Here is a 21,630-nt window from a genome sequence, read left to right on the forward strand (position 1 = left end):
GGCAGCATCCCGGCCAGTAAAAAAGCCTCGCGATTCGCATCGCGAGGCTTTTTTTATCGACCGAAGCCGGGGATCAGGCCAGCTTCTTGAGCAGCGTGCGCAGCATGCCGATCATCTGGTCGATCTCGCCGCGCGTGACGTTCAGCGCCGGCATGAAGCGCAGCAGGCCCGGACGCGGGGCGTTCAGCAGCAGTCCTTCCGGCCCCATGTCGCGCGCTTCTTCGACGATCTGCGCGCCGATCTCCTTGTTCAGCACGAGCGCGCGCAGCAGACCTTCGCCACGCTCGCCGCCCAGGCCGAATTCGGCCGACAGCGCCAGCAGCTGCTCGCGCAGGTACTCGGCCTTGGCCTTTACCTCGTCCAGGAAGCCCGGCGCGGTCAGCTGGGCGATCACGCTGCTGCCCACCGCCGTCATCAGCGGGTTGCCGTTGTAGGTGCCGCCCTGGTCGCCGGCCTCGAAGCTGGCCACCTCGGCCTTGCAGAGCAGGGCGGAGAGCGGCACGCCGCCGCCGATGCCCTTGCCCAGCGTCATGATGTCCGGCTCCACGCCCGACAGCTCGTAGGCGAACAGCGTGCCGCAGCGGCCGCAGCCGGTCTGCACTTCATCGACGATGAACAGCAGCTTGTGCTTGTCCGCCAGCGCGCGCAGGCCCTGCATGAACTCGCGCGTGGCGGGAATCACGCCGCCTTCGCCCTGCACCGGCTCCAGCATGATGCCGACGGTCTTGTCGGTGATCAGGGCCTCCACGGAAGCCAGGTCGTTCAGCTCCGCCTTCGGGAAGCCCGGCACCTGCGGCGCGAAGATGGTGTCCCAGCCGGCCTTGCCCGACGCGCTCATGGTGGCGAGCGTGCGGCCATGGAAGCTGTGGTCCATGGTGATGATCTCGTACGCGCCGTTCTTGTGCTTGCGCCCCCACTTGCGGGCCAGCTTGATCGCGCCTTCGTTGGCCTCGGCGCCGCTGTTGGCGAAGAAGACCTTGTCGAAGCAGCTGTTGTCGGTGAGCTGCTTGGACAGCACCAGCATCGGCTCGTTGTAGAAGGCGGGGCTCGGGTTCAGCAGCTTGCGGGCCTGCTTCTCCAGCGCCTCGATCATGCCTTCGTTCGAATGGCCCAGGCTGTTCACCGCCCAGCCCTGCACGAAGTCCAGGTATCGCTTGCCGTTATGGTCCGTCAGCCAGGAGCCCTTGCCTTCGGTGAAGACCAGCTCGGGGCGGTTGGTGATGTACATCAGGGATTGGACGGGAAAATCGGCAAATGCCATGGCGGACTCCTGGGTTCGGCGAGTAAGGGGTGAGAGGATCAGACCGGCAAAAACAAAAAGCCACGGGGGTTGCCCGTGGCTTGTCGACCTGAACAGATGCAATGGACGGTCAGCCGCGAGGCACCCTGAGAGGGAGCGACGTACGTGCGCGGCGTCGGAGCATGATCGTGTTCATGTCGGCCAATATAAGGCGCATGCACCCGGGTGTCAAAACCAAATGTGGAAAGTCTGGCAGACCCGGGTGGCATTGTTGTGTCGACGGAACGGCTTGGGGGTGGTCAGGCGGCCCCGGCCGGGTGCATGTCGGCCTCGGACGTGAACGAATCGGCGAAGAACGCGTCCTCGTGCAGTTTGCACTGGGCGGTGAAGTCCGTGCGGGCCGCGTTGACCATCACCGGGGCGCCGCAGGCGTAGACCTCGTGGCCGGACAGGTCCGGATGATCGTCGATCACGGCCTGGTGCACGAAGCCGGTGCGGCCAGCCCAGTTGTCGTCGGGCTGGGCGTTGGAGATCACCGGCACGTACTGGAAGTTCGGCAGGTCGCGCGCCCACTGCTCGCACAGCGTGTGCATGTAGAGGTCGGCCGGGCGGCGGCCGCCCCAGTACAGCGTCATCTTGCGGTCGATGCCGGTATAGGCGGCATGCTCGACGATGGCCTTGATCGGCGCGAAACCCGTGCCGGAGGCCAGCAGGATGATCGGCTTGTCCGAGTCCTCGCGCAGGAAGAAGCTGCCCAGCGGGCCTTCGAAGCGCAGGATGTCGCGCTCCTTCATGGCCGGGGCGCCTTCCTTGGCACCGAACACGTAGTCGGTGAACGCGCCGCCGGGCATATGGCGGATGTGCAGCTCGATCGGGCCTTCCTCGTGCGGCGGCGTGGCGATGGAGTAGCTGCGGCGCTTGCCGTCCCGCAGCAGGAATTCCACGTACTGGCCGGCCAGGTACTGCATGCGCTCGGTGGCGGGCAGTTGCAGGCGGATGGCGATCACGTCGTCCGCCAGGCGCTCCAGCGTGCTCACGCGGCAGGGAATCTTCTTGATGGGGATGTCACCGGCGCCGTGTACTTCGCGGCACTCGATGGTGATATCCGAAGTGGCGTTGGCGCAGCAGAACAGCGCGCGGCCTTCGGTCTTTTCCTGGGCCGTCAGGGCCGAGGCGGCATGGTCGCCCTGGACGAAGCTGCCTTCGACCACACGGCCCTTGCAGGAGCCACAGGCGCCGTTCTTGCAGCCGTAGGGCAGGCCGATGCTGTGGCGCAGGGCCGCGCCGAGGATGGTTTCATCGGCAGCCACCTCGAACTTGTGGCCGCTGGGCATGACGGTTACTTGATAAGCCATAATCAGGTCTATGAGCCAAATTCTGTCGCCGCATGCGGCATTGTCTTACTCCCGGGCGGGTCGCCGCCTGGGCCGTCCGCGCCTGCTGATCGTCGGCTGCGGTGATGTCGGTTCGCGGGTGCTGCGCCTGCTGGCGACGCGCATGCGCGTGTTCGCCGTGACGTCGCAGCCTGCCCGGCGGGCCGAGTTGCGCGCCGCGGGCGCGGTGCCGCTGGTGGCCGATCTGGACCGGCCTGCCACGCTGGCAAGGCTGCGTGGACTGGCGGACCGGGTCATCGACCTGGCCCCGCCGCCCGCGCAGGGGAATGGCGATCCGCGCACACGTGCCTTGCTGGCTGCGTTGCGCCGTACGGCATGGCGCCGCGCCCGGTCGGGGCGCATGGCTGCCCACGCCGCCAGCGAGGCCGCCATTCTACCCGAGCGAGGCTGGCACCGCGCGTTTGAGGCGGCGGCCCGGCATCAGTCCGCCGGAGCCTTTGTCTATGCCAGCACGACTGGCGTCTATGGCGATCGGGGCGGCGCCCGCGTCCAGGAATTCGACACCGTGCGGCCGAAGACGCCCCGGGCGCGCCGCCGCGTGGCGGCCGAGTCCGCCGTGCGCCAGTTCGGGCGCGACGCAGGCTGGCGCGCCAGCATCGTCCGCATTCCCGGCATCTACGCGGCGGACCGCCTGCCTGTAGCCCGCCTGCACAAGGGCACGCCGGCGCTGGCGTCGCAGGACGACGTCTACACCAGCCATATCCACGCCGACGACCTCGCCCGCACCATGATCGCGGCGCTCTGGCGCGGCCGGCCCCAGCGCGTGGTGCACGCCAGCGACGACACCGAGCTGCGCATGGCCGATTACTTCGACCTCGTGGCAGACCGCCGTGGCCTGCCCCGGCCCCCGCGCATCACCCGCGAGCAAGCGCGCGAGGTGATCGAACCGGCACTGCTGAGCTTCATGAGCGAATCGCGCCGGCTCGACAACGGCCGGCTCAAGCGCGAGTTGCGGCTGCGGCTGCGCTATCCCACCGTCACGGACTTCTTCGACGCCTGACTGGGCCCTGACCCAGCCTGCGGCTCCCCTGGCACACCGCTTGCGATCCCTATCGCCGCGGTGCTGCTGTCTATACAGGACTGTGCACAATCACCCCATAACGGTGCGATTCAAGGCGTATTCGGCGCTTTTATAGGGCCTCGCCTAGTGCAAACCCCGCGTTGACTTGTATAGACAGGCATTGCACCATTGCCCGACCACAAAGGAGCCGACAGCATGACCCTGCACCGCCGCGCAACGCTCGCCGCCATCGCCCTCGCATCCCTCGTCACCACGCTCGCCGTCCCGGCCCACGCGCAGAACACGCCCGTGACGCTCGGCATGAGTGGCTGGACCGGCTTCGCCCCGCTCACGCTCGCCGACAAGGCCGGCATCTTCAAGAAGAACGGCGTGGACGTGGATATCAAGATGATTCCGCAGAAGGACCGTCACCTGGCGCTGGCCTCGGGCGCGATCCAGTGCGCGGCCACCACGGTGGAGACCCACGTGGCCTGGAATGCCAACGGCGTGCCGATCACGCAGATCGTGCAATTAGACAAGTCTTATGGCGCGGACGGCCTGGCCGTGCGCGGGGATGTGAAGTCCTTCGCGGACCTCAAGGGCAAGACCATTGGCGTGGATGCGCCGGGCACCGCGCCGTACTTCGGCCTGGCGTGGATGCTCAAGAAGAACGGCATGACGCTCAAGGACGTGAAGCTGACCACGCTGTCCCCGCAGGCCGCGGCGCAGGCTTTCGTGGCCGGGCAGAACGATGGCGCGATGACCTACGAGCCGTATCTGTCGACGGTGCGCGCCAATCCGGACAAGGGCAAGATCCTCGCCACCACGCTCGACTACCCGATGGTCACCGACACCCTCGGCTGCGCGCCGAAATGGCTCAAGGACAATCCCAAGGCCGCCCAGGCGCTGGTGGACAGCTACTTCGAGGCGCTTGAGATGATTCGCAAGGATCCGGCCAAGTCGAACGAGATCATGGGTGCGGCGGTCAAGCAGACCGGCGAGCAGTTCGCCAAGTCGTCGGCCTACCTGCGCTGGCAGGACAAGGACGCCAATCGCACCTTCTTCGCGGGCGAGCTGGCCAGCTTCAGCAAGGAGGCCGCGGCCGTGCTGCTCGATATCGGCGTGATCCGCCAGGCGCCGGACGTGACCACGCTCTATGACGCCCGATTCCTCAAGTAAGCCGGAGGCCGCCGTGAGCCAGATTTCCCAGGTTTCCACGCCCGTGGCGCGCATGCCCGCACCGGCGAACGGTGCAAGCGGCGATGACAGCACCGCCGCCGCGCGCCGCCGCCATCCGTGGCTGTCGCCGCTGGTGCCGGTGGGCGGCCACGCGCGCTGGCTGCTCGGCCTGTCGTTCTTCGCGGTCTTCTTCGCGGTGTGGGCGGCGGTCACGCTGGGCGGCTTCGTGCCGCGCACCTTCCTGGCCGATCCGCTGACCATGGCGCGCGAAGGCGTGGTCCTGTTCACGCAATACAACTTCCTCGGCGACATCGGCATGACGGTGTGGCGCGTGGTCGGCGGCTTCTTGCTGGCCGCCGTGCTGGCCGTACCGCTCGGCATCTTCATGGGCGCGTACAAGGCGGCGGAAGCGTTCTTCGAGCCCTTTGTCTCGTTCTGCCGCTACCTGCCGGCCTCGGCCTTTATCCCGCTGCTGATCCTCTGGGCCGGCATCGGCGAGACGCAGAAGCTGCTGGTGATCTTCATCGGCTCGTTCTTTCAGATTGTGCTGATGGTGGCGGTGACGGTGGGCGGGGCGCGCAAGGATCTGGTGGAGGCCGCCTACACGCTCGGCGCCACGCCGCGCGGCATCGTGCGGCGCGTGCTGATTCCGGGCGCGGCGCCGGAGATTGCCGAAATCCTGCGGCTGGTGCTGGGCTGGGCCTGGACCTATGTGATCGTGGCGGAGCTGATCGGCTCGTCGTCCGGCATCGGCCACATGATCACGGACAGCCAGGCGCTGCTCAACACCGGGCAGATCATCTTCGGGATCATCGTTATCGGCTGCATCGGGCTGGTGTCCGACCTCGTCTTCAAGCTGGCCAACCAGCGCCTGTTTCCGTGGAGTTCGATCAAATGAGCGCGCTGTCGATCCAGCAGGTTTCTCGTACTTTTTCGAATCCGCGCGGTGGCGTCACCCAGGCGCTGCTGCCGGTGGACTTCGATGTGCGCGACAACGACTTCGTCACCATCCTTGGCCCGTCAGGCTGCGGCAAGTCCACGCTGCTGCGCATCGTGGCAGGGCTGGACACGCCCTCGGGCGGGCGCGTGCTGCTCGACGGCCAGCCGGTGGCCGGGCCGGGCGCCGATCGCGGCATGGTGTTCCAGTCGTACACGCTCTTTCCGTGGCTGACCATCGAGCAGAACGTGCGCTTCGGCTTGCGTGAGCGCGGCATGAGCGCGGCGAACCAGAAGGAGCGGAGCGACTATTTCATGGCCCGCGTGGGGCTGCGCGGCTTCGAGCACCACTACCCGAAGCAGCTCTCGGGCGGCATGCAGCAGCGCACGGCGATTGCGCGGGCGCTGGCCAACGACCCCAAGATCCTGCTGCTCGACGAGCCCTTCGGCGCGCTGGACAACCAGACCCGCGTGCTGATGCAGGAGCTGCTGCTCGGCATCTGGGAGTCCGCGCGCAAAACGGTATTATTCGTCACGCACGATATCGACGAGGCCATCTTCATGGCCAACCGCGTGGCGGTGTTTTCCGCCAGACCGGGTCGGATCAAGAGCGAGATCGCGGTGGATTTCCCCCATCCGCGCCATTACACGATCAAGACTTCGCCCGAGTTCTCCGCGCTGAAGGCGCGGCTGACCGAGGAAATTCGTGCCGAGGCCATGGCCGCGGCCGAGCACTGACCGCCATGAATCACCCCGCTGCCGGCCCCATCCCGACCAACCCCTCCACGCCTTCGGCGCCCTCCGCGCTCTATCAGCAGGTGAAGGAGTACATCGCCCGCCAGATCCAGAGCGGCGCATGGCAGCCGGGCGACCGCGTGCCGTCGGAGCAGGAGCTGGTGACCCGGTTCTCGGTGTCGCGCATGACCGTCAACCGGGCGCTGCGCGAGCTGTCCGAGCAGGGCAGGGTGGTGCGCGTGGCCGGCGTGGGCACCTTCGTGGCGGAGCACAAGCCGCAATCGACGCTGCTCTCCGTGGTCAACTTGCAGGACGAGATCCGCATGCGCGGCCATGACTATGCGTGCGATGTGATCCTGGTGGAGCGCGTCTCGGCGTCGATCGAGGTGGCGGCGGCGCTCGAGCTGCGCACCGGCGAGTCGGTCTATCACTCGGTCTGCGTGCATCGCGAGGACGGCGTCCCGGTGCAGCTGGAAGACCGCTACGTCAATCCGCGCGTGGCGCCGGACTTCATCACCCAGGATTTCCGCGATACGCAGCCGGGCGAATACCTGCTGCGCAACGTGCCTTACGACCAGGTGGAACACGTGGTCGATGCGATTGCCGCTACCCCCGAGCAGGCCGCGCAACTGGAAATGCCGCCGACCCAACCGTGCCTGCTCCTGACGCGGCGCACCTGGACGAGTGGCGTGCCGGTCACGTTCGTGCGCTGCCTGCATCCGGGCAACCGCTATCGCCTCGGCAGCCGCTTCCGCGCCGACGGCAATCCGGCCTTCGGCTAAAACTGAGTAGCTGGGGCCAGTTAGTACTGGCCTTCGGCCCCCATTTTCGACTAACCTGTATAGACAGGCTCATACAACTGATTTTAGAACGCGGTTGAGCCGATTCTCAAAAGATCCCCAAAGATCCAACAGGACGATGCAGCACATGACCACTCCCGATTCCCGCCCCGACCTGACGCTGGACCCCGGCCACGTCACCCTGGCCGACCTGCGCCGCATCTACCGGGGCGAAGTGCGCCTGGTGATGGCGGACGCGGCCTGGGCCGGCGTGCGCGCGGCGCAGGCCACCGTGCAGGACATCATCGACGCCGACGCCGTCGTCTACGGCATCAACACCGGCTTCGGCAAGCTGGCCCAGTCGCGCATTCCGCATGACAAGCTGGCCGAGCTGCAACGCAACCTCGTGCTCTCCCACAGCGTGGGCACCGGCCCGGACCTCGCGGCGGACACCGTGCGCCTGATCCTGGCGATGAAGGCCATCAGCCTCGCGCGCGGCCATTCGGGCGTGCGCCCGGCCGTGATCGAGGCGCTGCTGGCGCTGGCCAACCACGGCGTGACGCCGTGTATCCCGGCCAAGGGCTCGGTGGGCGCCAGCGGCGACCTCGCCCCGTTGGCCCATATGTCGTGCACGCTGATCGGCGTGGGCGATGTCTATATAGATAGCCGCCGCGTGCCGGCGGCGCAGGGGCTGGCCCACGCCGGGCTGGAGACCTTCGCGCTCGGCCCCAAGGAAGGGCTGGCGCTGCTGAACGGCACGCAGGTCTCCACCGCGCTGGCGCTGGCCGGCCTGTTCGCCGCCGAAGACGCCTTCGCGGCCGGATTGGTGGCCGGGGCGCTCTCGCTCGAAGCCATCAAGGGCTCGGTCAAGCCGTTCGATGCGCGCATTCACGCCGCGCGGGGCCAGGTCGGCCAGATCGAGGTGGCCGGCGCGGTGCGGGCGATGCTCGACGGCAGCGAGATCGTCGATTCCCACAAGGGCTGCGGTCGCGTGCAGGACCCGTACTCGATCCGCTGCCAGCCGCAGGTGATGGGCGCCTGCCTGGACAACCTGACTCATGCCGCGCGCATCCTGCGCATCGAGGCCAACGCGGCGTCCGACAACCCGCTGGTCTTCCCCGAACAGGGCGACGTGGTCTCGGGCGGCAACTTCCACGCCGAGCCGGTGGCCTTCGCCGCCGACATCCTCGCGCTGGCCATCGCCGAGATTGGCGCGATTTCCGAACGCCGGCTGGCGCTGCTGCTCGATACCGGGCTGTCCGGCCTGCCGCCGTTCCTGGTGCGCGATGGCGGCCTGCACTCCGGTTTCATGATCGCGCAGGTGACGGCGGCGGCACTCGCCTCCGAGAACAAGTCGCTCTCGCATCCGTCCAGCGTGGACAGCCTGCCGACCTCCGCCAACCAGGAAGACCATGTGTCGATGGCCACCTACGGCGCGCGCCGGCTCGGCGAGATGGCGGCCAATACAGCGGTGATCGTCGGCATCGAGGCGATGGCCGCCGCGCAGGGCATCGAATTCCATCGGCCGCTGAAGTCGTCGCCGCTGGTGGAGCAGGAACTGGCACGCATCCGCGCCCGCGTGGACTTTGTCGAGGGCGACCGCTACCTCGCGCCCGACATCGAGGCCATGAAGCAATGGGTCGTGCAGGGCGATGCCGGGGCCGGCTGGCCCGAGGCCGTGCGCGCGATCCTGCCGACGAATGCCAGCTGATTTCAGCCTCTGACCCCCATCTGACAAATTCGAATCTCCCAACGGAGCCCCCCGACCATGAACGCTAACGAACACCAATTCCAGCGCGGCCAGCGCGAGATCCGCGCGCCGCACGGCAGCCAGTTGCATTGCAAGAACTGGCTGATCGAAGCTGCCTACCGGATGATCCAGAACAACCTCGACCCCGATGTGGCCGAGCGCCCGCAGGACCTGGTGGTCTACGGCGGCATCGGCAAGGCCGCGCGCAACTGGGAATGCTTCGACGCCATCCTGGACAGCCTGCGCCGCCTGGGCGAGGACGAATCGCTGCTGGTGCAGTCGGGCAAGCCGGTGGGCATTTTCCGCACGCACCCGGACGCGCCGCGCGTGCTGATCGCCAACTCCAACCTCGTGCCGCACTGGGCCAACTGGGACAAGTTCAACGAGCTGGACCGCGCCGGACTGATGATGTACGGCCAGATGACGGCCGGCTCGTGGATCTATATCGGCACGCAGGGCATCGTGCAGGGCACCTTCGAGACCTTTGTCGAGGCCGGCAACCAGCACTTCGGCGGCGACCTCGCCGGCAAATGGATCCTGACGGCCGGGCTGGGCGGCATGGGCGGCGCGCAGCCGCTGGCCGGGGTGCTGGCCGGAGCCTGCGTGCTGGCCATCGAGTGCGAGGAATCGCGCATCGACTTCCGGCTGCGCACGCGCTATGTGGACAAGAAGGCCACTACGCTGGACGAGGCGCTGGCCATGATCGCCGACGCCACCGCGAAGAAGGAGGCCATCTCGGTCGGCCTGCTCGGCAACGCCGCCGAGATCGTGCCGGAGCTGGCGCGTCGCGCCCAGGCCGGCGGCATGCGGCCGGACATCGTCACTGACCAGACCTCGGCCCATGACCTCGTCAACGGCTACCTGCCCGAGGGCTGGACCGTGGCGCAGTGGGAAGACCTGCGCCAGCGCGACCCGAAGGCGGTGGAAGCCGCCGCGCGCGCGTCCATCGTCAAGCATGTGAAGGCGATGCTGGCCTTCAAGGCGATGGGCGTGCCGACGCTGGACTACGGCAACAACATCCGCCAGGTGGCGTTCGACGAAGGCGTGAAGAACGCGTTCGATTTCCCGGGCTTCGTGCCGGCGTATATCCGCCCGCTGTTCTGCCGCGGCAAGGGGCCGTTCCGCTGGGTGGCGCTCTCGGGCGACCCGGAAGACATCTACAAGACCGACGCCAAGATGAAGGAGCTGTTCCCCGAGGACAAGCACCTGCACCGCTGGCTGGACATGGCGCGTGACCGCATTGCCTTCCAGGGCCTGCCGTCGCGGATCTGCTGGGTGGGGCTGGACGAGCGCCACCGCGCCGGGCTGGCGTTCAACGAGATGGTGAAGTCGGGCGAACTCAAGGCGCCCATCGTGATTGGGCGCGATCACCTCGACTGCGGCTCGGTGGCCTCGCCGAACCGGGAGACCGAGGCCATGCGCGACGGTTCCGATGCCGTGTCAGACTGGCCGCTGCTCAACGCACTGCTGAATACCGCCGGCGGCGCCACCTGGGTCAGCCTGCACCATGGCGGCGGCGTGGGCATGGGCTTCTCGCAGCATGCCGGGGTCGTCATCGTCTGCGATGGCACCGACGCTGCCGCGAAGCGCATCGAACGTGTACTCTGGAATGATCCGGCCACGGGCGTCATGCGCCATGCCGATGCCGGTTACGAGAGCGCCATCGCCTGCGCCCAGGAGAAGGGCCTGGACCTGCCGATGGTGAAGGGTTGAAGGGTTGAACGCTTGAAAGGTTGGAAGCGAGCATGAAGGAACTGGAGCCGGGTGTGGTGCGGTTTGCCCTCGACGCCATCGCCCCCACGCCGTGGAAGAACGGCGGCGGTACCACGCGCGAGATCGCCGTGTGGCCGCCGGGCGCGGGCATGGACGCCTTCGCGTGGCGCGTAAGCGTGGCGGACATCGTCGCCGACGGGCCGTTCTCGGCCTTCCCCGGCATTGACCGCCAGATCGCGCTGCTGGACGGCGCCGGCGTGCATCTGCAGGCCCACGACGACTCGTTCTGCCACCGGCTCACGGCCATCGGCGAGCCGTTCGGGTTTGCCGGCGACACGGCCGTGCACGCCACGCTGGTGGAGGGCCCGACGCGCGACTTCAACGTGATGTCCCGGCGCGGGGTGTGCCACGCCGACGTGACCCTGCAGCGCCAGCCGTTCGACGTGGAAACCGGCAACGACGCCGTGATGGTGTTCGTGATCCGGGGCGAATGGCGCGGTGCCGATGGCCTGACGCTACGGGATGGCGAGGGCCTGCTGGTGTCGGCAGGCGCTGCGCCGGGCCGGCTGGCGTTGGCACCGGCCGAAATCTCCGCGCTGTGCCTGCGCGTGTTGCTGCAAATGGAGCCTGCTCAATGACGATTTCCCACGCGCCGTCTGCCGATGGCGTCTGGCACCACTGCCACCTGCTGCCCGAGCCCGGGCAGGACACGGCGCTCCGCGATGGCGCTATCGTCGTGGCCGATGGCCGCATCGTCTGGATCGGCGCGCACGCGGCGCTGCCGGACAGTTATCTCCACCTGCCGCGCCACGACGCCGGGGGCGCCTGGATCACCCCCGGTCTGGTCGATTGCCATACCCATCTGGTTTATGGCGGCCAGCGCGCCGACGAGTTCGCGATGCGGCTGGCCGGCGCCAGCTACGAGGAGATTGCCCGGGCCGGTGGCGGCATCGTCTCCACGGTGCGCGCCACGCGCGAGGCCGACGAGGACACGCTGTTCGCCCAGGCCGCGGCGCGGCTGCAGCCGCTGCTGGCCGAAGGCGTGACCGCCATCGAAATCAAGTCCGGCTATGGACTCTCGCTGGACGCCGAGCGCAAGCAGTTGCGCGTGGCGCGCCGGCTCGGCACGGCCTTCGGCGTCACCGTCCACACCACCTTCCTGGGTGCGCACGCGCTGCCACCCGAGTACGTGGGCCGGGCGGACGACTATATCGATCTGGTCTGCGACACCATGCTGCCGGCGCTGGCCGGGGAAGGGCTGGTCGATGCCGTGGATGCGTTCTGCGAGGGCATCGGCTTCTCGCCCGCGCAGACCACGCGCGTGTTCGAGGCCGCCACGCGGCACGGCCTGCCCGTCAAGCTCCATGCCGAGCAACTCAGCAACCTCGGCGGCGCGGCGCTGGCGGCGAGCTTCCACGCGCTGTCCGCCGACCATCTCGAACATCTGGACGAGGCCGGCGTACGCGCCATGGCCGCCGCCGGCACCGTGGCCGTGCTGCTGCCGGGCGCCTACTACTTCCTGCGCGATACCCACCTGCCGCCGCTGGCGCTGCTGCGCGAGCACGGCGTGCGGATTGCGCTGGCGACCGACCATAACCCGGGCACCTCGCCGACCACCTCGCTGCTGCTGATGATGAACATGGCCTGCACGCTGTTCCGCATGACCGTGCCCGAGGTGCTGGCCGGGGTGACCACCCACGCGGCGCACGCGCTGGGCGCGGCGGACCGGCATGGCACGCTCGCCGCCGGGCGAGCGGCGGACTTCGTGCTGTGGCAGGTGGCCACGCCGGCCGAGCTGGCCTACTGGTTCGGCCGCAATCCCTGCGCGGCAGTGGTGCGGCAGGGACGTATCTATCCGACTGGGGCTAGCGTGGGGGGCACGCCATGAGCGCGGGCCATCTCTTCGCACCGTCCGCCCTGCTGCCCGAAGGCTGGGCGCGCAACGTCCGCCTGGGCTGGGACGCGCAGGGCAGGCTGACCGAGGTCACGCCCGACGCCACCGCCGCCCCGGGGGACGAACACGCGGCGGGCCCGGTGCTGCCGGGCATGCCCAACCTCCACTCGCACGCATTCCAGCGCGGCTTTGCCGGGCTGACCGAGTACCGCAGCATCACGGCGGACGAAGACCCGGCCGGCGGCGACTCGTTCTGGAGCTGGCGCACGCTGATGTACCGCTTCGCGCTGCGGCTCTCGCCGGACGCGCTGGAGGCCATCGCCACCCAGCTCTATATAGAGATGCTGCGCGCCGGCTATACCAGCGTCTGCGAATTCCATTACGTCCATCATGATCCGGAGGGCCAGCCGTACGCCACGCCCGCCGAGATGTCGCTGCGGCTGCTGCGCGCGGCGCACCGGGCCGGCATCGGCATGACGCTGCTGCCGGTGCTGTACCAGACCGCCGGTTTCGGCGGCAAGCCGGCGCAGGCGGACCAGCGGCGCTTCCTGCACGACACCGATGCCATGCTGGCGCTGCTCGCCGACCTCGCCCCGGCCTGCGCCGAGCACGGCGCGCGGCTCGGGCTGGCGCCGCACTCGCTGCGCGCGGTGCCGCCGGAGAGCCTGGCGCGCGCCGTGGCCGGGCTGCATGCGATGGACGCCACCGCGCCGGTGCACATCCATATCGCCGAACAACAGAAGGAGGTCGATGACTGCCTCGCGTGGTGCGGCGTGCGGCCGGTGGAGTGGCTGCTCGATCACGCGCCCGTCGATGCGCGCTGGTGCCTGATCCACGCCACGCATATGGATTGGGACGAGCGCCGGCGGCTGGCCCACAGCGGCGCGGTGGCCGGCATCTGCCCGACCACCGAGGCCAACCTCGGCGATGGCGTGTTCGATGCCGCGCCCTACCTCGCCCAGCAGGGCGCGTGGGGCATCGGTTCGGACAGCCACGCGAGCGTGAGTGTGGCTGAAGAACTACGAACCTTCGAATACGGCCAGCGGCTGGGCCTGCAACGGCGCAATGTGCTGGCTTCGGCGCAGCATGCCCAGGTGGCGGACCGGCTCTGGCTCGAAGCCGTGGCCGGCGGCGCCCGCGCGGCGGCGCGTAACGTGGCCGGGCTGGCGGTGGGCCAGCAGGCCGATTTCCTCGTGCTGGACGGCGCCCACGCCACGCTGGCGGGGCTGGACGGCCCGCGCGCGCTGGCGACCCACGTGTTCGCCAGCCACGGGCATGAGACACTAGCGGAAGTCCGCACCGCCGGCATCCGCCGGGTGCAGCAGGGTTCGCATCCGCAACAAACGGAAGCGGCCCGGTTGTTCGCCGCCACGCGCGCCGGCCTGCTGGCCGACTGATCTCCTGAAGCAGCCCCCTACATCACGATGTCCTTCACCACCGATACCCCCGCTTTCACCCTGCATCGCGGCACGCGCCCGCTGCTGGTGTCGATGCCGCACGTCGGCACGTACCTGCCCGCGCCGCTGGCCGCCCGCCTCACGGCCGAGGCGCGCACCGTGCCCGATACCGACTGGCACATGGACCGGCTCTATGAATTCGCGCGCGAGCTGGGCGCCTCCGTGCTGATGGCCACCCATTCGCGCTACGTGGTGGACCTGAACCGCCCGCCCGATAACGCCAACCTGTACCCGGGCCAGGACACCACGGGCCTGTGCCCGGTCGACACCTTCGACAAGACGCCGGTCTACGCCGATGGATCGAAGGGCCCGGACGACGCCGAGATCGCCCAGCGCCGCGACGCGATCTGGCATCCGTACCACGCCGCCCTGCAGGAAGAACTGAAGCGCCTGAAGGCCGAACACGGCACCATCGCGCTGTGGGACGCCCACTCGATCCGCTCGGTGCTGCCGCGCTTCTTCGACGGCAAGCTGACCGACTTCAACCTCGGTTCGGCGGATGGCGCGAGCTGCGACAAGGGCCTGGCGGACGATGTGCTGGCGATTGCCAGCGCGGTGCCGGCGCACACCGCCGTGCTCAATGGCCGCTTCAAGGGCGGCTACATCACGCGCCAGTACGGCAACCCGGCCAACGGCGTGCACGCGATCCAGCTCGAGCTGACGCAGTCGTCGTACATGGAAGAGGTCTACCCGTTCGCCTACGACCCGTCGAAGGCCGGCGCCATCCAGCCGGCCATCCGGCAGATGCTGGAGACGGTGCTGGGGTTTGTGGAAGCGCGCTGAGGGTTTGAGGCGCTGACCCTCTTCCGCTGTTGGGGGAAGGGCGCCTGACTCAGGCCGCTATTGCTCGGGGACAATTGCATTCCCATTGCAATTAGGAAGTGGCCCCGAGCGATTTCATTGATCGCGTCGCATTCAAGAGAATTGCTATAGACGTTGGTGATCGCATTGCGTCAGCCTTTTGGCTTTTGCCAGGAAGGGAGACGTAAGGTGAAGCAAAACGACGCGCCGAATGCAAGGCCATGCGGGCACATCCTGCATACGGATCCACCTCTCTACGTGCTCGTCACGTACTGCCCGCAGCGCGCTCAACCGGACTTCGTCCGGGCCTCCTGCGAGGCCATCGACGAGACCTATCATGGGCGTCCTGGCAATGCCCTGACGGTTTTTCTGTCGCCGTTCGATGCCTATCTGTCTGCGGCATACATCTCGCAACCCGGCGAGCCGTATCACGTCGTGCACGCCGCTCGTTTCGACCCGCGCGAACTGATCCACACCAACGGCGGCAAACTCCATATTTCCCTTCATTGCGGTTTCGGGGCTCACGACGGGCGACTCGTCAGACGGCGTGCGGGCAGTATCGTGACGCTCTCGGCGGAACAATCCTGGGACATTGATTCCCACAACGTCAGTGCCGTCGATATCAACCTCACGGATCATGACCTCAAGGGATATCAAAGCCTTCGAGACGCTGCAGGACTCTTCGCGCACGCGGAATCCCACGCGCCGTTCCTGAGCCTGCCTCACCCGGCAAGGGCGCAGGCCGTCGGGCGCGCCATTGCTTGCATGGAAGGCACCGTGGATCTGTCGCACAAGGCGAACCAGTGCGCGATTTATGATCCGGAAGCCGGCGCATGGCATTTCGTCCCCATCGGCGTGTTCTTCGACGCCCAGAATGAGGAGGCGTGCCCATCATGACATCGGCCGATACGCGTTACTTGATCGGGGAAGGTGACAAGACTGGAACAGGCGGTTATCAGTCCGCCAGCAGCCCGTCGACCAATATGGGGAAGCGCATTGCGTTGGAAGGAGACTATGCGAGCTGCCCCGCCTGCAAGGCTGGCGGTCCCGTCTATAACGACTGCGACCCGCGATGGTACGAGAACGGAAAAGCCGTGCTCGTCGAGGGCGCCCGGGTCTTCTGTCAATGCAAGGAGAAGCCGCGTGTTTTTGCCTCGCAACGCACGATGTCCACTGAGGTGGTCAGCGGGAATACTGGTGCTACCGCGCCGACGGTCCTGTCTCCTTCGCAATGGGTAGATGCAAGCCGTCACAAAGCCAGCCATAGGGACACCGCGACGGCGCTGGCAGATCATCCCACGCTGATCTGCCCGAACATGACCAATGACGCCTTCGCCGCGCTCGCGATGGATCTATGCGCGATTCTCGTGGCTCGCACCGAGGCACGACTGGCGGAATTGCGCCGCTGGGATGCCGAAGCCAGACGCAATGTTCAAACGTGGTTTGGCGTTACGGATAGCCGGACACGCGAGACGCTGAGCAGTGGGTTGGGCCGGATGCTGGCCGTATTCAGGCGCTTGCGGCCGGCCAATTTCGTACGGTACTMGCCTTCGGCGCTTGAGTTTGTTGGCTGTGTTTCCAAGCCGGACGCAGAAAAGCGCGGCGTCGTTGCGGCTGTTTGCAAACCGGACGTCAAGACCCATACGATTGCCATAGCATTGAATTTCTGCGAGATGCCGGATGACCATGACCGCAAAGACTCTCAACTCCTCACCTTGGCACATGAGGTCTCACATTTCCACGACACCATGGATACCGAGGATCATCACTATTTCCTCTGGAATGCCATCGCGCTTGCGCGCGCCAGGCATCCCGCATGCATCACGAACGCAGACAACGTGGCGGGGTATGTTGTCGTACATGGCCCGATCCCTGATAGCTTTGGCGTTGGTATGCGGTAGCGCCATCGCAATGGCATGCAAGCCGGGCGAGCAGTTCAACGCGAGGTTTTCCACCGAGGCCGATCAGTTAGCCGGTGCGGAGGCTGGCAGGCTAGGTGCCTGGGTTGCGGAGCTGCAGCGCAGCTACCCAAAACGCGATCTGTTCATCCTGGTGAGCTATGTAAAGGAACGGGGAGCATCCGAGGCCATTGCGGAGCGGCGCGCCGACTGGATAAAGGATTTCCTTGTCAGCATGGGCGAGGAGCCGAAGACCATCGTCTACGGCGGGGCGACGGTGCGCCTGAATCCGACAGGGCGGGACTACAGCGGCGCCACCGATTCCTCTGTCGCCATCGAATTTGGGCCGGGGTGCCCGAATCGATGCTGCGGAGCGCTGCGCGAGTAATTGGGCGCCAGCGGCGCTTGAATGCCGACGGTTTTCTCCCCTCGCCCTTCGGGAGAGGGGCGGGGGAGAGGGCAGGCGGTTCAACCTGCCCCGCCGCTTACTTCTTCGTCACCTTCGCATCGGCCTTGTTGCCGGTCGCCTCGTTGTACCGTTCGACATATTCCTCGAACAGTTTCCGGATCGAGCGGCCGATCTTCACGTAGTCGGACTCGTTCAGGTTCGCCAGCGATACCCGGCCGGACGGGTGCTGCGTGCCGAAGCCCCGGCCGGGCAGCAGGACCACGCCGGCTTCCTCGGCCAGGCGGAACAGCAGTTCCACCGGCTCGGCCGAGCCCAGCACCCACTTCACGAACTCCGGCCCGATGGCCTTGCCGCCCAGTTGCTCGATGTCGAGCAGGGTGTAGTAATCCACCGCATTCGGGTCGTCCGCGTTCTCCGGCGCGATGCCGATCTCGCGGAACAGGGCGGCCTTGCGGTTGCGGATGAGCCGCTTCATCGCCTGCTTGTAGGCGTCCGGCGTGTCCATCAGCGAGAACAGCGAGAACAGCACCATCTGCACCTGCTGCGGCGTGGAGAGCCCTGCCGTGTGGTTCAGGGCCACGGTACGGCTGTCCGCCACGATGCGGTCGATGAACTTGAGCTGGTCCGGCGTGGTGGTGATGGAGTTGTAGCGCTTGTGCAGTGCCTTGCGCTGCGCCTCCGGCAGCTTGGCCAGCTGCTCGTCGAAGATGTTCTCGCGGTGCGTGGCAATCACGCCCAGCCGCCAGCCTGTGGCGCCGAAATACTTCGAGAACGAGTACACCAGGATGGTGTTGCGCGGGCAGAGCGCGAACAGCGAGACGAAGTTATCGGCAAACGTGCCGTACACGTCATCGGTGAGGATGATCAGGTCCGGGCGGGATTCGACGATGGAGGCCAGGTACTCCAGGCTCTCGTCGCTCATCCGCACGGACGGCGGGTTGCTCGGGTTGACCAGGAAGAAGGCCTTGACCTTGGGGTCGCGCAGCTTGTCCAACTCCTGCTTGGAGTACTGCCAGCCCGCCTTCGGGTCGGCATCGACCATCAGCTCCACGAGCTGATAGTCGTTCAGCTCGGGGATCTCGATATAGGGCGTGAAGATCGGCATGCCCAGCGCGATGGTGTCGCCGGCCTTGATCAGGTGGTTCTCGCGGAACGAGTTGAACAGGTAGGTCATGGCGGCCGTGCCGCCTTCCACCGCGAACAGGTCGAACTCGCCGATGAACGGATGGTCGCCGATCATCTCCTTGCGGATGTACTGGCCGACGACGACCTCGGACAGCTTCAGCATGCGGTCCGGCACCGGGTAGTTGCAGGCCAGGATGCCTTCGCACATCTCGTACAGGAAATCCCCGGCGTTCAGGCCGAGCTGGTCGCGCACGTAGGACACCGCGCCGGCCAGAAACTTCACGCCGGGCACGTTCTCGAATTCGCGGGCGAAGAGGTCGAAACGCTCCTCGATGCCATCCCGCCGCGGAAAGCCGCCCACGCCCTCGGGCATGTACGAGAACGACCGCTCCGACTCGCGCATCGCGAACAGCCCAAGCTGCCAGAAGCCATGGCGTGGCACGGTGGCCAGGAAGTTCGGATTGCCGCGCCCGGCGTTGAGCATCAGGCGGTTGGCGTCGCCGCTGGCCAGCTGGATCAGTTCGTCCTTGAGTTCGAACGGCGACAGGCTGGAGAGTTTTGCAAGATCCGGTTTGCTCATCAATCGCTCCTTCAGGAAATCAGACCAGTCCGACCACGAGCGGACCCAGCAGGGTCAGCAGCACGTTGGCCAGCGCGTAGGTGATGGCGAACGGCACGGTGGGCACCGGGCTCTCCGCCTTGTCGAGGATGCCGCCGAAGGCGGGGTTGGCGCTGCGCGAGCCAGACAGCGCGCCGGCCAGCAGCGCGGCGTTGTCGTAGCGCAGCACGTAGCGGCCGAACAGCATGGTCAGGAACAGCGGCAGCAGGGTGACCACGGCGCCGAGCAGGAAGATGGTCACGCCACTGTCGCGCAGTGTGTGCACGGCCTGCAGGCCCGAGTTGATACCGACGATGGCCACGAAGGCGGCCAGGCCGAAGTCCTTCAGCAGCTGGCACGCGGCCGTCGGCATGGCGCCGTACATCGGATGCTTGGACCGCGCCCAGCCGAACACCAGGCCGGACAGCAGCGCGCCGCCGCCCGAGCCCAGCGTAAGCGGGATATCGCCGATGCGCACTACCAGCAGGCCGATCAGCAGGCCCACCAGCACGCCGGTGCCGAAGTAGACGAAATCGGTCTTCTCGCTCGGCACCAGCTCGTAGCCGGCGCGCTCGGCGGCGCGCCTGGTGTCCGCCGGGGTGCCGTAGAAGGTGATGATGTCGCCGTGCTGGAGCTTCAGGTCAGGCAGGATCGGCAGCGCGTGGTCGTAGCGCTCGATGCGTTCCAGGTACACGCCGTGCCGCATCTCGCGCTCCACGCCGGCCACGATCTCGCCCAGCGGCTTGTTGTTCATGCCGGTGGCCGTGAACACCGCGCGGCGGGTCTGCATGACCATGCCCATGCCTTCCGCATCGGCAATTTCCTCGCCGATCTGGAGCGCCGTGGGCACCATGGCGTCGCGACGGCCCACCAGCAGCACGACGTCGCCCTCGTTCAGCACCGTGTCCTGCTTGAACTCGAGCGCCTTGCCGCCGCGCTGGATCTTCTCCACCGTGACGAGGTCCTCGCCGCCCATCTCGATCTGGGCCACGGTCTTGCCCGCCGCCCCGCCCACGCGGAACAGCCGGCCCACCAGCCGGGGCAGCGCGCCGGCCTGGCCCGGCCCGAACTGCGGCAGGCCGCCGTGCATGGACGCCTCCACCTTCTTCGAGTCAGTCTTCAGGTCGCTGCCCATGAAGCGGGGCAGGATGTTCACGCAGACGATGATCGCGCCGAGCGAGCCGAACACATAGGTCACCGCGTAGCCGATGGCGACGTTGGCCTGCATGATCTTCACCTGGTCCGGCGGCAGGCCGAGCTTGGTGATGGCGTCCCCGGCCGTGCCGATGATGGCCGACTGGGTCATGCCGCCCGCCGCCAGCCCCGCCGCGATGCCCTTGTCGAGGTGGAAGATCTTGGCCAGCACCACCACCGTGACCAGCCCCGCCACGGCCATGAACACCGCCATGGCGATCTCGCGCAGCGAACTGCGGTTCAGCGAGTTGAAGAACTGCGGGCCGCTTTCATAGCCCACCGCGTAGATGAAGACCGCGAACATCACGGCCTTCACGCCGTTGTCGATCTCCACGCCCACCTGGCTGATGATCACGGCCGCCAGCAATGAGCCGGCCACGCCACCCAGCTGGAACTTGCCGAACGTGATCTTGCCGATGGCGTACCCGACCGCCAGCGACAGGAACAGCGCCGACTCGGGTGACTTCTGGAAGATGGTGTGCAACCAATCCATGGGACCTCCTGAAACGCGACACAGGGTCAAAGTTTTGACGGGGAACGGCAGGGGGTGTGTGACGCAGCGGGAGGCGAACTGGGAGGGCGGGTGAAATCCATGGCGCGGCGGGGGCTCCTCGTCGGACGCCTGCCGGGGGCGGCAGACGTGAAGGATTATCCGCGTGGCGTTATTCAGCCCGTACTGAATTGTTTTGGATGCGTATTAAACGCATTGGAGGAATGTGACGAATCGGACGCCGCGCCGGGGGTGGCGCCGGCGTCGCAAATCATTACTTGCCGCTGGCAAGCCGCTCCTGGATATGCTGGGCGCGCTGGGCCGAGCCCGGGTGCGAGCTGAGCATGCTGGACTGGCCGCCATCGAGCGTGGCCATCTTCTGGAACGCGGTGACCAGCGCCTGGCGATTGGCGCCATTCCTGGTCAGCAGGTCGAACGAGTAGTCGTCGGCGGCGCTTTCCTGGCGCTGGGAGAACTGCGCGTTGACGAACTGCTCGCCGATGGCGGCCAGTTGCGACGAGGACAGCGCGGTCAGCGTGGCGTTGCCGGTGGCGCCGAGCAGCCCGCGCGCGGCGGCGGTGGTGTAGGCCACCTGCATGGCCGACTTGGTGTGGCCGAGCGCCACGTGGCCGACCTCGTGGCCGAGCACGCCGCGGACCTCGTCGTCGCTCATCATGTCCATCAGCCCGCTGTAGACGCGCACGCAGCCGTTGGCCATGGCCCAGGCGTTGACGTCCTTGGTCACGTAGACCTTGGCGTCCAGCGGCAGGCCGGTGTTCTGCAGGCCACTCATGACCGTGGCCAGCCGCTTGGTGTAGGGGCTGTCGGCCGGGGCGAGCGTGTTCTTCTTGTCCATCTCGGCGCAGGACTGGTCGGAGAGTTGCTTGACGCTCATGTCGGAGAGCGTGGCGGCGGTGAACAGGCTGCCGCCGGCCTGCGTCAGGCTGTTCATGTCGGCACCGGCGCAGCCGGCGAGCAGCAGCGCGCAGCCAAGGGCCGCGCTGGCCGATGCGGCGGGGGCGGTGAAGCGGTTCATAG

Annotated in this window: 19 protein-coding genes; 14 read left to right on the top strand and 5 right to left on the bottom strand. The window is 67.2% G+C overall.

The annotated features are described in order from the left end of the window. Positions 1 to 73: 73 nt before the first annotated feature. The gene (locus tag AC1DFU_RS19475) at positions 74 to 1,261 is read right to left on the bottom strand and encodes an acetylornithine transaminase (RefSeq protein WP_092300921.1); all 1,188 of its coding nucleotides are present in this window, start codon (positions 1,259 to 1,261) and stop codon (positions 74 to 76) included. A gap of 278 nt (positions 1,262 to 1,539) precedes the next feature. Beyond that, entirely contained in the window at positions 1,540 to 2,595 is a 1,056-nt protein-coding gene (locus AC1DFU_RS19480; protein ID WP_092300918.1) for a CDP-6-deoxy-delta-3,4-glucoseen reductase, read from the bottom strand. A 10-nt stretch (positions 2,596 to 2,605) separates the two neighbouring features. Here AC1DFU_RS19480 and AC1DFU_RS19485 point away from each other — a divergent pair, with 10 nt between their 5' ends. The 14 genes from AC1DFU_RS19485 (at position 2,606) to AC1DFU_RS19550 (ending at position 17,164) form a co-directional block, all read left to right on the top strand. Then, entirely contained in the window at positions 2,606 to 3,634 is a 1,029-nt protein-coding gene (locus tag AC1DFU_RS19485; RefSeq protein ID WP_441592326.1) for an NAD-dependent epimerase/dehydratase family protein, read from the top strand. A gap of 216 nt (positions 3,635 to 3,850) precedes the next feature. Then, a complete protein-coding gene (locus AC1DFU_RS19490; protein ID WP_092300912.1) occupies positions 3,851 to 4,813 on the top strand; it encodes an ABC transporter substrate-binding protein in 963 nt (320 codons plus the stop codon). Between the two features lie 52 nt (positions 4,814 to 4,865). Next, a complete protein-coding gene (locus tag AC1DFU_RS19495; RefSeq protein ID WP_092301058.1) occupies positions 4,866 to 5,711 on the top strand; it encodes an ABC transporter permease in 846 nt (281 codons plus the stop codon). Continuing rightward, positions 5,708 to 6,487 carry an ABC transporter ATP-binding protein gene (locus AC1DFU_RS19500; protein WP_441592329.1) on the top strand — a complete coding sequence of 260 codons (780 nt, stop codon included), beginning with the start codon at positions 5,708 to 5,710 and terminating at the stop codon, positions 6,485 to 6,487. The genes AC1DFU_RS19495 and AC1DFU_RS19500 overlap by 4 nt, the downstream gene beginning before the upstream one ends. A gap of 5 nt (positions 6,488 to 6,492) precedes the next feature. Then, the gene (gene hutC / locus AC1DFU_RS19505) at positions 6,493 to 7,266 is read left to right on the top strand and encodes a histidine utilization repressor (protein WP_092300906.1); all 774 of its coding nucleotides are present in this window, start codon (positions 6,493 to 6,495) and stop codon (positions 7,264 to 7,266) included. Between the two features lie 145 nt (positions 7,267 to 7,411). Beyond that, complete coding sequence (hutH, locus tag AC1DFU_RS19510; RefSeq protein WP_441592331.1) at positions 7,412 to 8,974, top strand: histidine ammonia-lyase; 1,563 nt, start codon at positions 7,412 to 7,414, stop codon at positions 8,972 to 8,974. Positions 8,975 to 9,031: 57 nt separating this feature from the next. Further along, a complete protein-coding gene (gene hutU, locus AC1DFU_RS19515) occupies positions 9,032 to 10,726 on the top strand; it encodes a urocanate hydratase (protein ID WP_092300903.1) in 1,695 nt (564 codons plus the stop codon). 32 nt (positions 10,727 to 10,758) lie between these two features. Further along, complete coding sequence (locus AC1DFU_RS19520) at positions 10,759 to 11,364, top strand: HutD/Ves family protein (RefSeq protein ID WP_441592332.1); 606 nt, start codon at positions 10,759 to 10,761, stop codon at positions 11,362 to 11,364. Then, on the top strand, positions 11,361 to 12,614 hold the full coding sequence (gene hutI / locus AC1DFU_RS19525) for an imidazolonepropionase (protein WP_092300900.1): 1,254 nt from the start codon (positions 11,361 to 11,363) through the stop codon (positions 12,612 to 12,614). Before AC1DFU_RS19520 ends, hutI begins: the two co-directional genes overlap by 4 nt. Next, a complete protein-coding gene (locus AC1DFU_RS19530) occupies positions 12,611 to 14,017 on the top strand; it encodes a formimidoylglutamate deiminase (RefSeq protein ID WP_092300897.1) in 1,407 nt (468 codons plus the stop codon). The genes hutI and AC1DFU_RS19530 overlap by 4 nt, the downstream gene beginning before the upstream one ends. Before the next feature lie 27 nt (positions 14,018 to 14,044). Next, complete coding sequence (gene hutG, locus AC1DFU_RS19535; RefSeq protein WP_092300894.1) at positions 14,045 to 14,860, top strand: N-formylglutamate deformylase; 816 nt, start codon at positions 14,045 to 14,047, stop codon at positions 14,858 to 14,860. A gap of 207 nt (positions 14,861 to 15,067) precedes the next feature. Next, entirely contained in the window at positions 15,068 to 15,775 is a 708-nt protein-coding gene (locus AC1DFU_RS19540; protein WP_441592335.1) for a hypothetical protein, read from the top strand. Beyond that, the gene (locus AC1DFU_RS19545; protein WP_477159871.1) at positions 15,772 to 16,779 is read left to right on the top strand and encodes a M35 family metalloendopeptidase; all 1,008 of its coding nucleotides are present in this window, start codon (positions 15,772 to 15,774) and stop codon (positions 16,777 to 16,779) included. The genes AC1DFU_RS19540 and AC1DFU_RS19545 overlap by 4 nt, the downstream gene beginning before the upstream one ends. A gap of 10 nt (positions 16,780 to 16,789) precedes the next feature. Beyond that, positions 16,790 to 17,164, top strand: coding sequence for a hypothetical protein (locus AC1DFU_RS19550; protein ID WP_092300885.1), 375 nt, complete (start codon positions 16,790 to 16,792; stop codon positions 17,162 to 17,164). Between the two features lie 97 nt (positions 17,165 to 17,261). Here AC1DFU_RS19550 and AC1DFU_RS19555 read toward each other — a convergent pair whose 3' ends face one another. The 3 genes from AC1DFU_RS19555 to loiP all read right to left on the bottom strand — a co-directional run bounded on the left by AC1DFU_RS19555 (position 17,262) and on the right by loiP (position 21,628). After that, a complete protein-coding gene (locus AC1DFU_RS19555) occupies positions 17,262 to 18,890 on the bottom strand; it encodes a bifunctional aspartate transaminase/aspartate 4-decarboxylase (RefSeq protein ID WP_092300882.1) in 1,629 nt (542 codons plus the stop codon). Between the two features lie 19 nt (positions 18,891 to 18,909). Continuing rightward, positions 18,910 to 20,595: an aspartate-alanine antiporter gene (gene aspT / locus AC1DFU_RS19560; protein ID WP_092300879.1), complete on the bottom strand. Its 1,686-nt coding sequence runs from the start codon at positions 20,593 to 20,595 to the stop codon at positions 18,910 to 18,912. 271 nt (positions 20,596 to 20,866) lie between these two features. Next, on the bottom strand, positions 20,867 to 21,628 hold the full coding sequence (gene loiP / locus AC1DFU_RS19565; protein WP_092300876.1) for a metalloprotease LoiP: 762 nt from the start codon (positions 21,626 to 21,628) through the stop codon (positions 20,867 to 20,869). Positions 21,629 to 21,630: the final 2 nt, after the last annotated feature.

The organism is Cupriavidus sp. 10L45 (assembly GCF_056395225.1).

Coding starts and splice junctions, on each gene's coding strand:
- AC1DFU_RS19530 (WP_092300897.1), top strand. CDS start 12,611: ATGAGCGCGGGCCATCTCTTCGCACCGTCCGCCCTGCTGCCCGAAGGC.
- hutH (WP_441592331.1), top strand. CDS start 7,412: ATGACCACTCCCGATTCCCGCCCCGACCTGACGCTGGACCCCGGCCAC.
- AC1DFU_RS19485 (WP_441592326.1), top strand. CDS start 2,606: ATGAGCCAAATTCTGTCGCCGCATGCGGCATTGTCTTACTCCCGGGCG.
- loiP (WP_092300876.1), bottom strand. CDS start 21,628: ATGAACCGCTTCACCGCCCCCGCCGCATCGGCCAGCGCGGCCCTTGGC.
- AC1DFU_RS19495 (WP_092301058.1), top strand. CDS start 4,866: ATGCCCGCACCGGCGAACGGTGCAAGCGGCGATGACAGCACCGCCGCC.
- hutI (WP_092300900.1), top strand. CDS start 11,361: ATGACGATTTCCCACGCGCCGTCTGCCGATGGCGTCTGGCACCACTGC.
- AC1DFU_RS19480 (WP_092300918.1), bottom strand. CDS start 2,595: ATGGCTTATCAAGTAACCGTCATGCCCAGCGGCCACAAGTTCGAGGTG.
- AC1DFU_RS19555 (WP_092300882.1), bottom strand. CDS start 18,890: ATGAGCAAACCGGATCTTGCAAAACTCTCCAGCCTGTCGCCGTTCGAA.
- AC1DFU_RS19520 (WP_441592332.1), top strand. CDS start 10,759: ATGAAGGAACTGGAGCCGGGTGTGGTGCGGTTTGCCCTCGACGCCATC.
- hutG (WP_092300894.1), top strand. CDS start 14,045: ATGTCCTTCACCACCGATACCCCCGCTTTCACCCTGCATCGCGGCACG.
- aspT (WP_092300879.1), bottom strand. CDS start 20,595: ATGGATTGGTTGCACACCATCTTCCAGAAGTCACCCGAGTCGGCGCTG.
- hutU (WP_092300903.1), top strand. CDS start 9,032: ATGAACGCTAACGAACACCAATTCCAGCGCGGCCAGCGCGAGATCCGC.
- AC1DFU_RS19550 (WP_092300885.1), top strand. CDS start 16,790: ATGGCATGCAAGCCGGGCGAGCAGTTCAACGCGAGGTTTTCCACCGAG.
- AC1DFU_RS19475 (WP_092300921.1), bottom strand. CDS start 1,261: ATGGCATTTGCCGATTTTCCCGTCCAATCCCTGATGTACATCACCAAC.
- AC1DFU_RS19500 (WP_441592329.1), top strand. CDS start 5,708: ATGAGCGCGCTGTCGATCCAGCAGGTTTCTCGTACTTTTTCGAATCCG.
- AC1DFU_RS19490 (WP_092300912.1), top strand. CDS start 3,851: ATGACCCTGCACCGCCGCGCAACGCTCGCCGCCATCGCCCTCGCATCC.
- hutC (WP_092300906.1), top strand. CDS start 6,493: ATGAATCACCCCGCTGCCGGCCCCATCCCGACCAACCCCTCCACGCCT.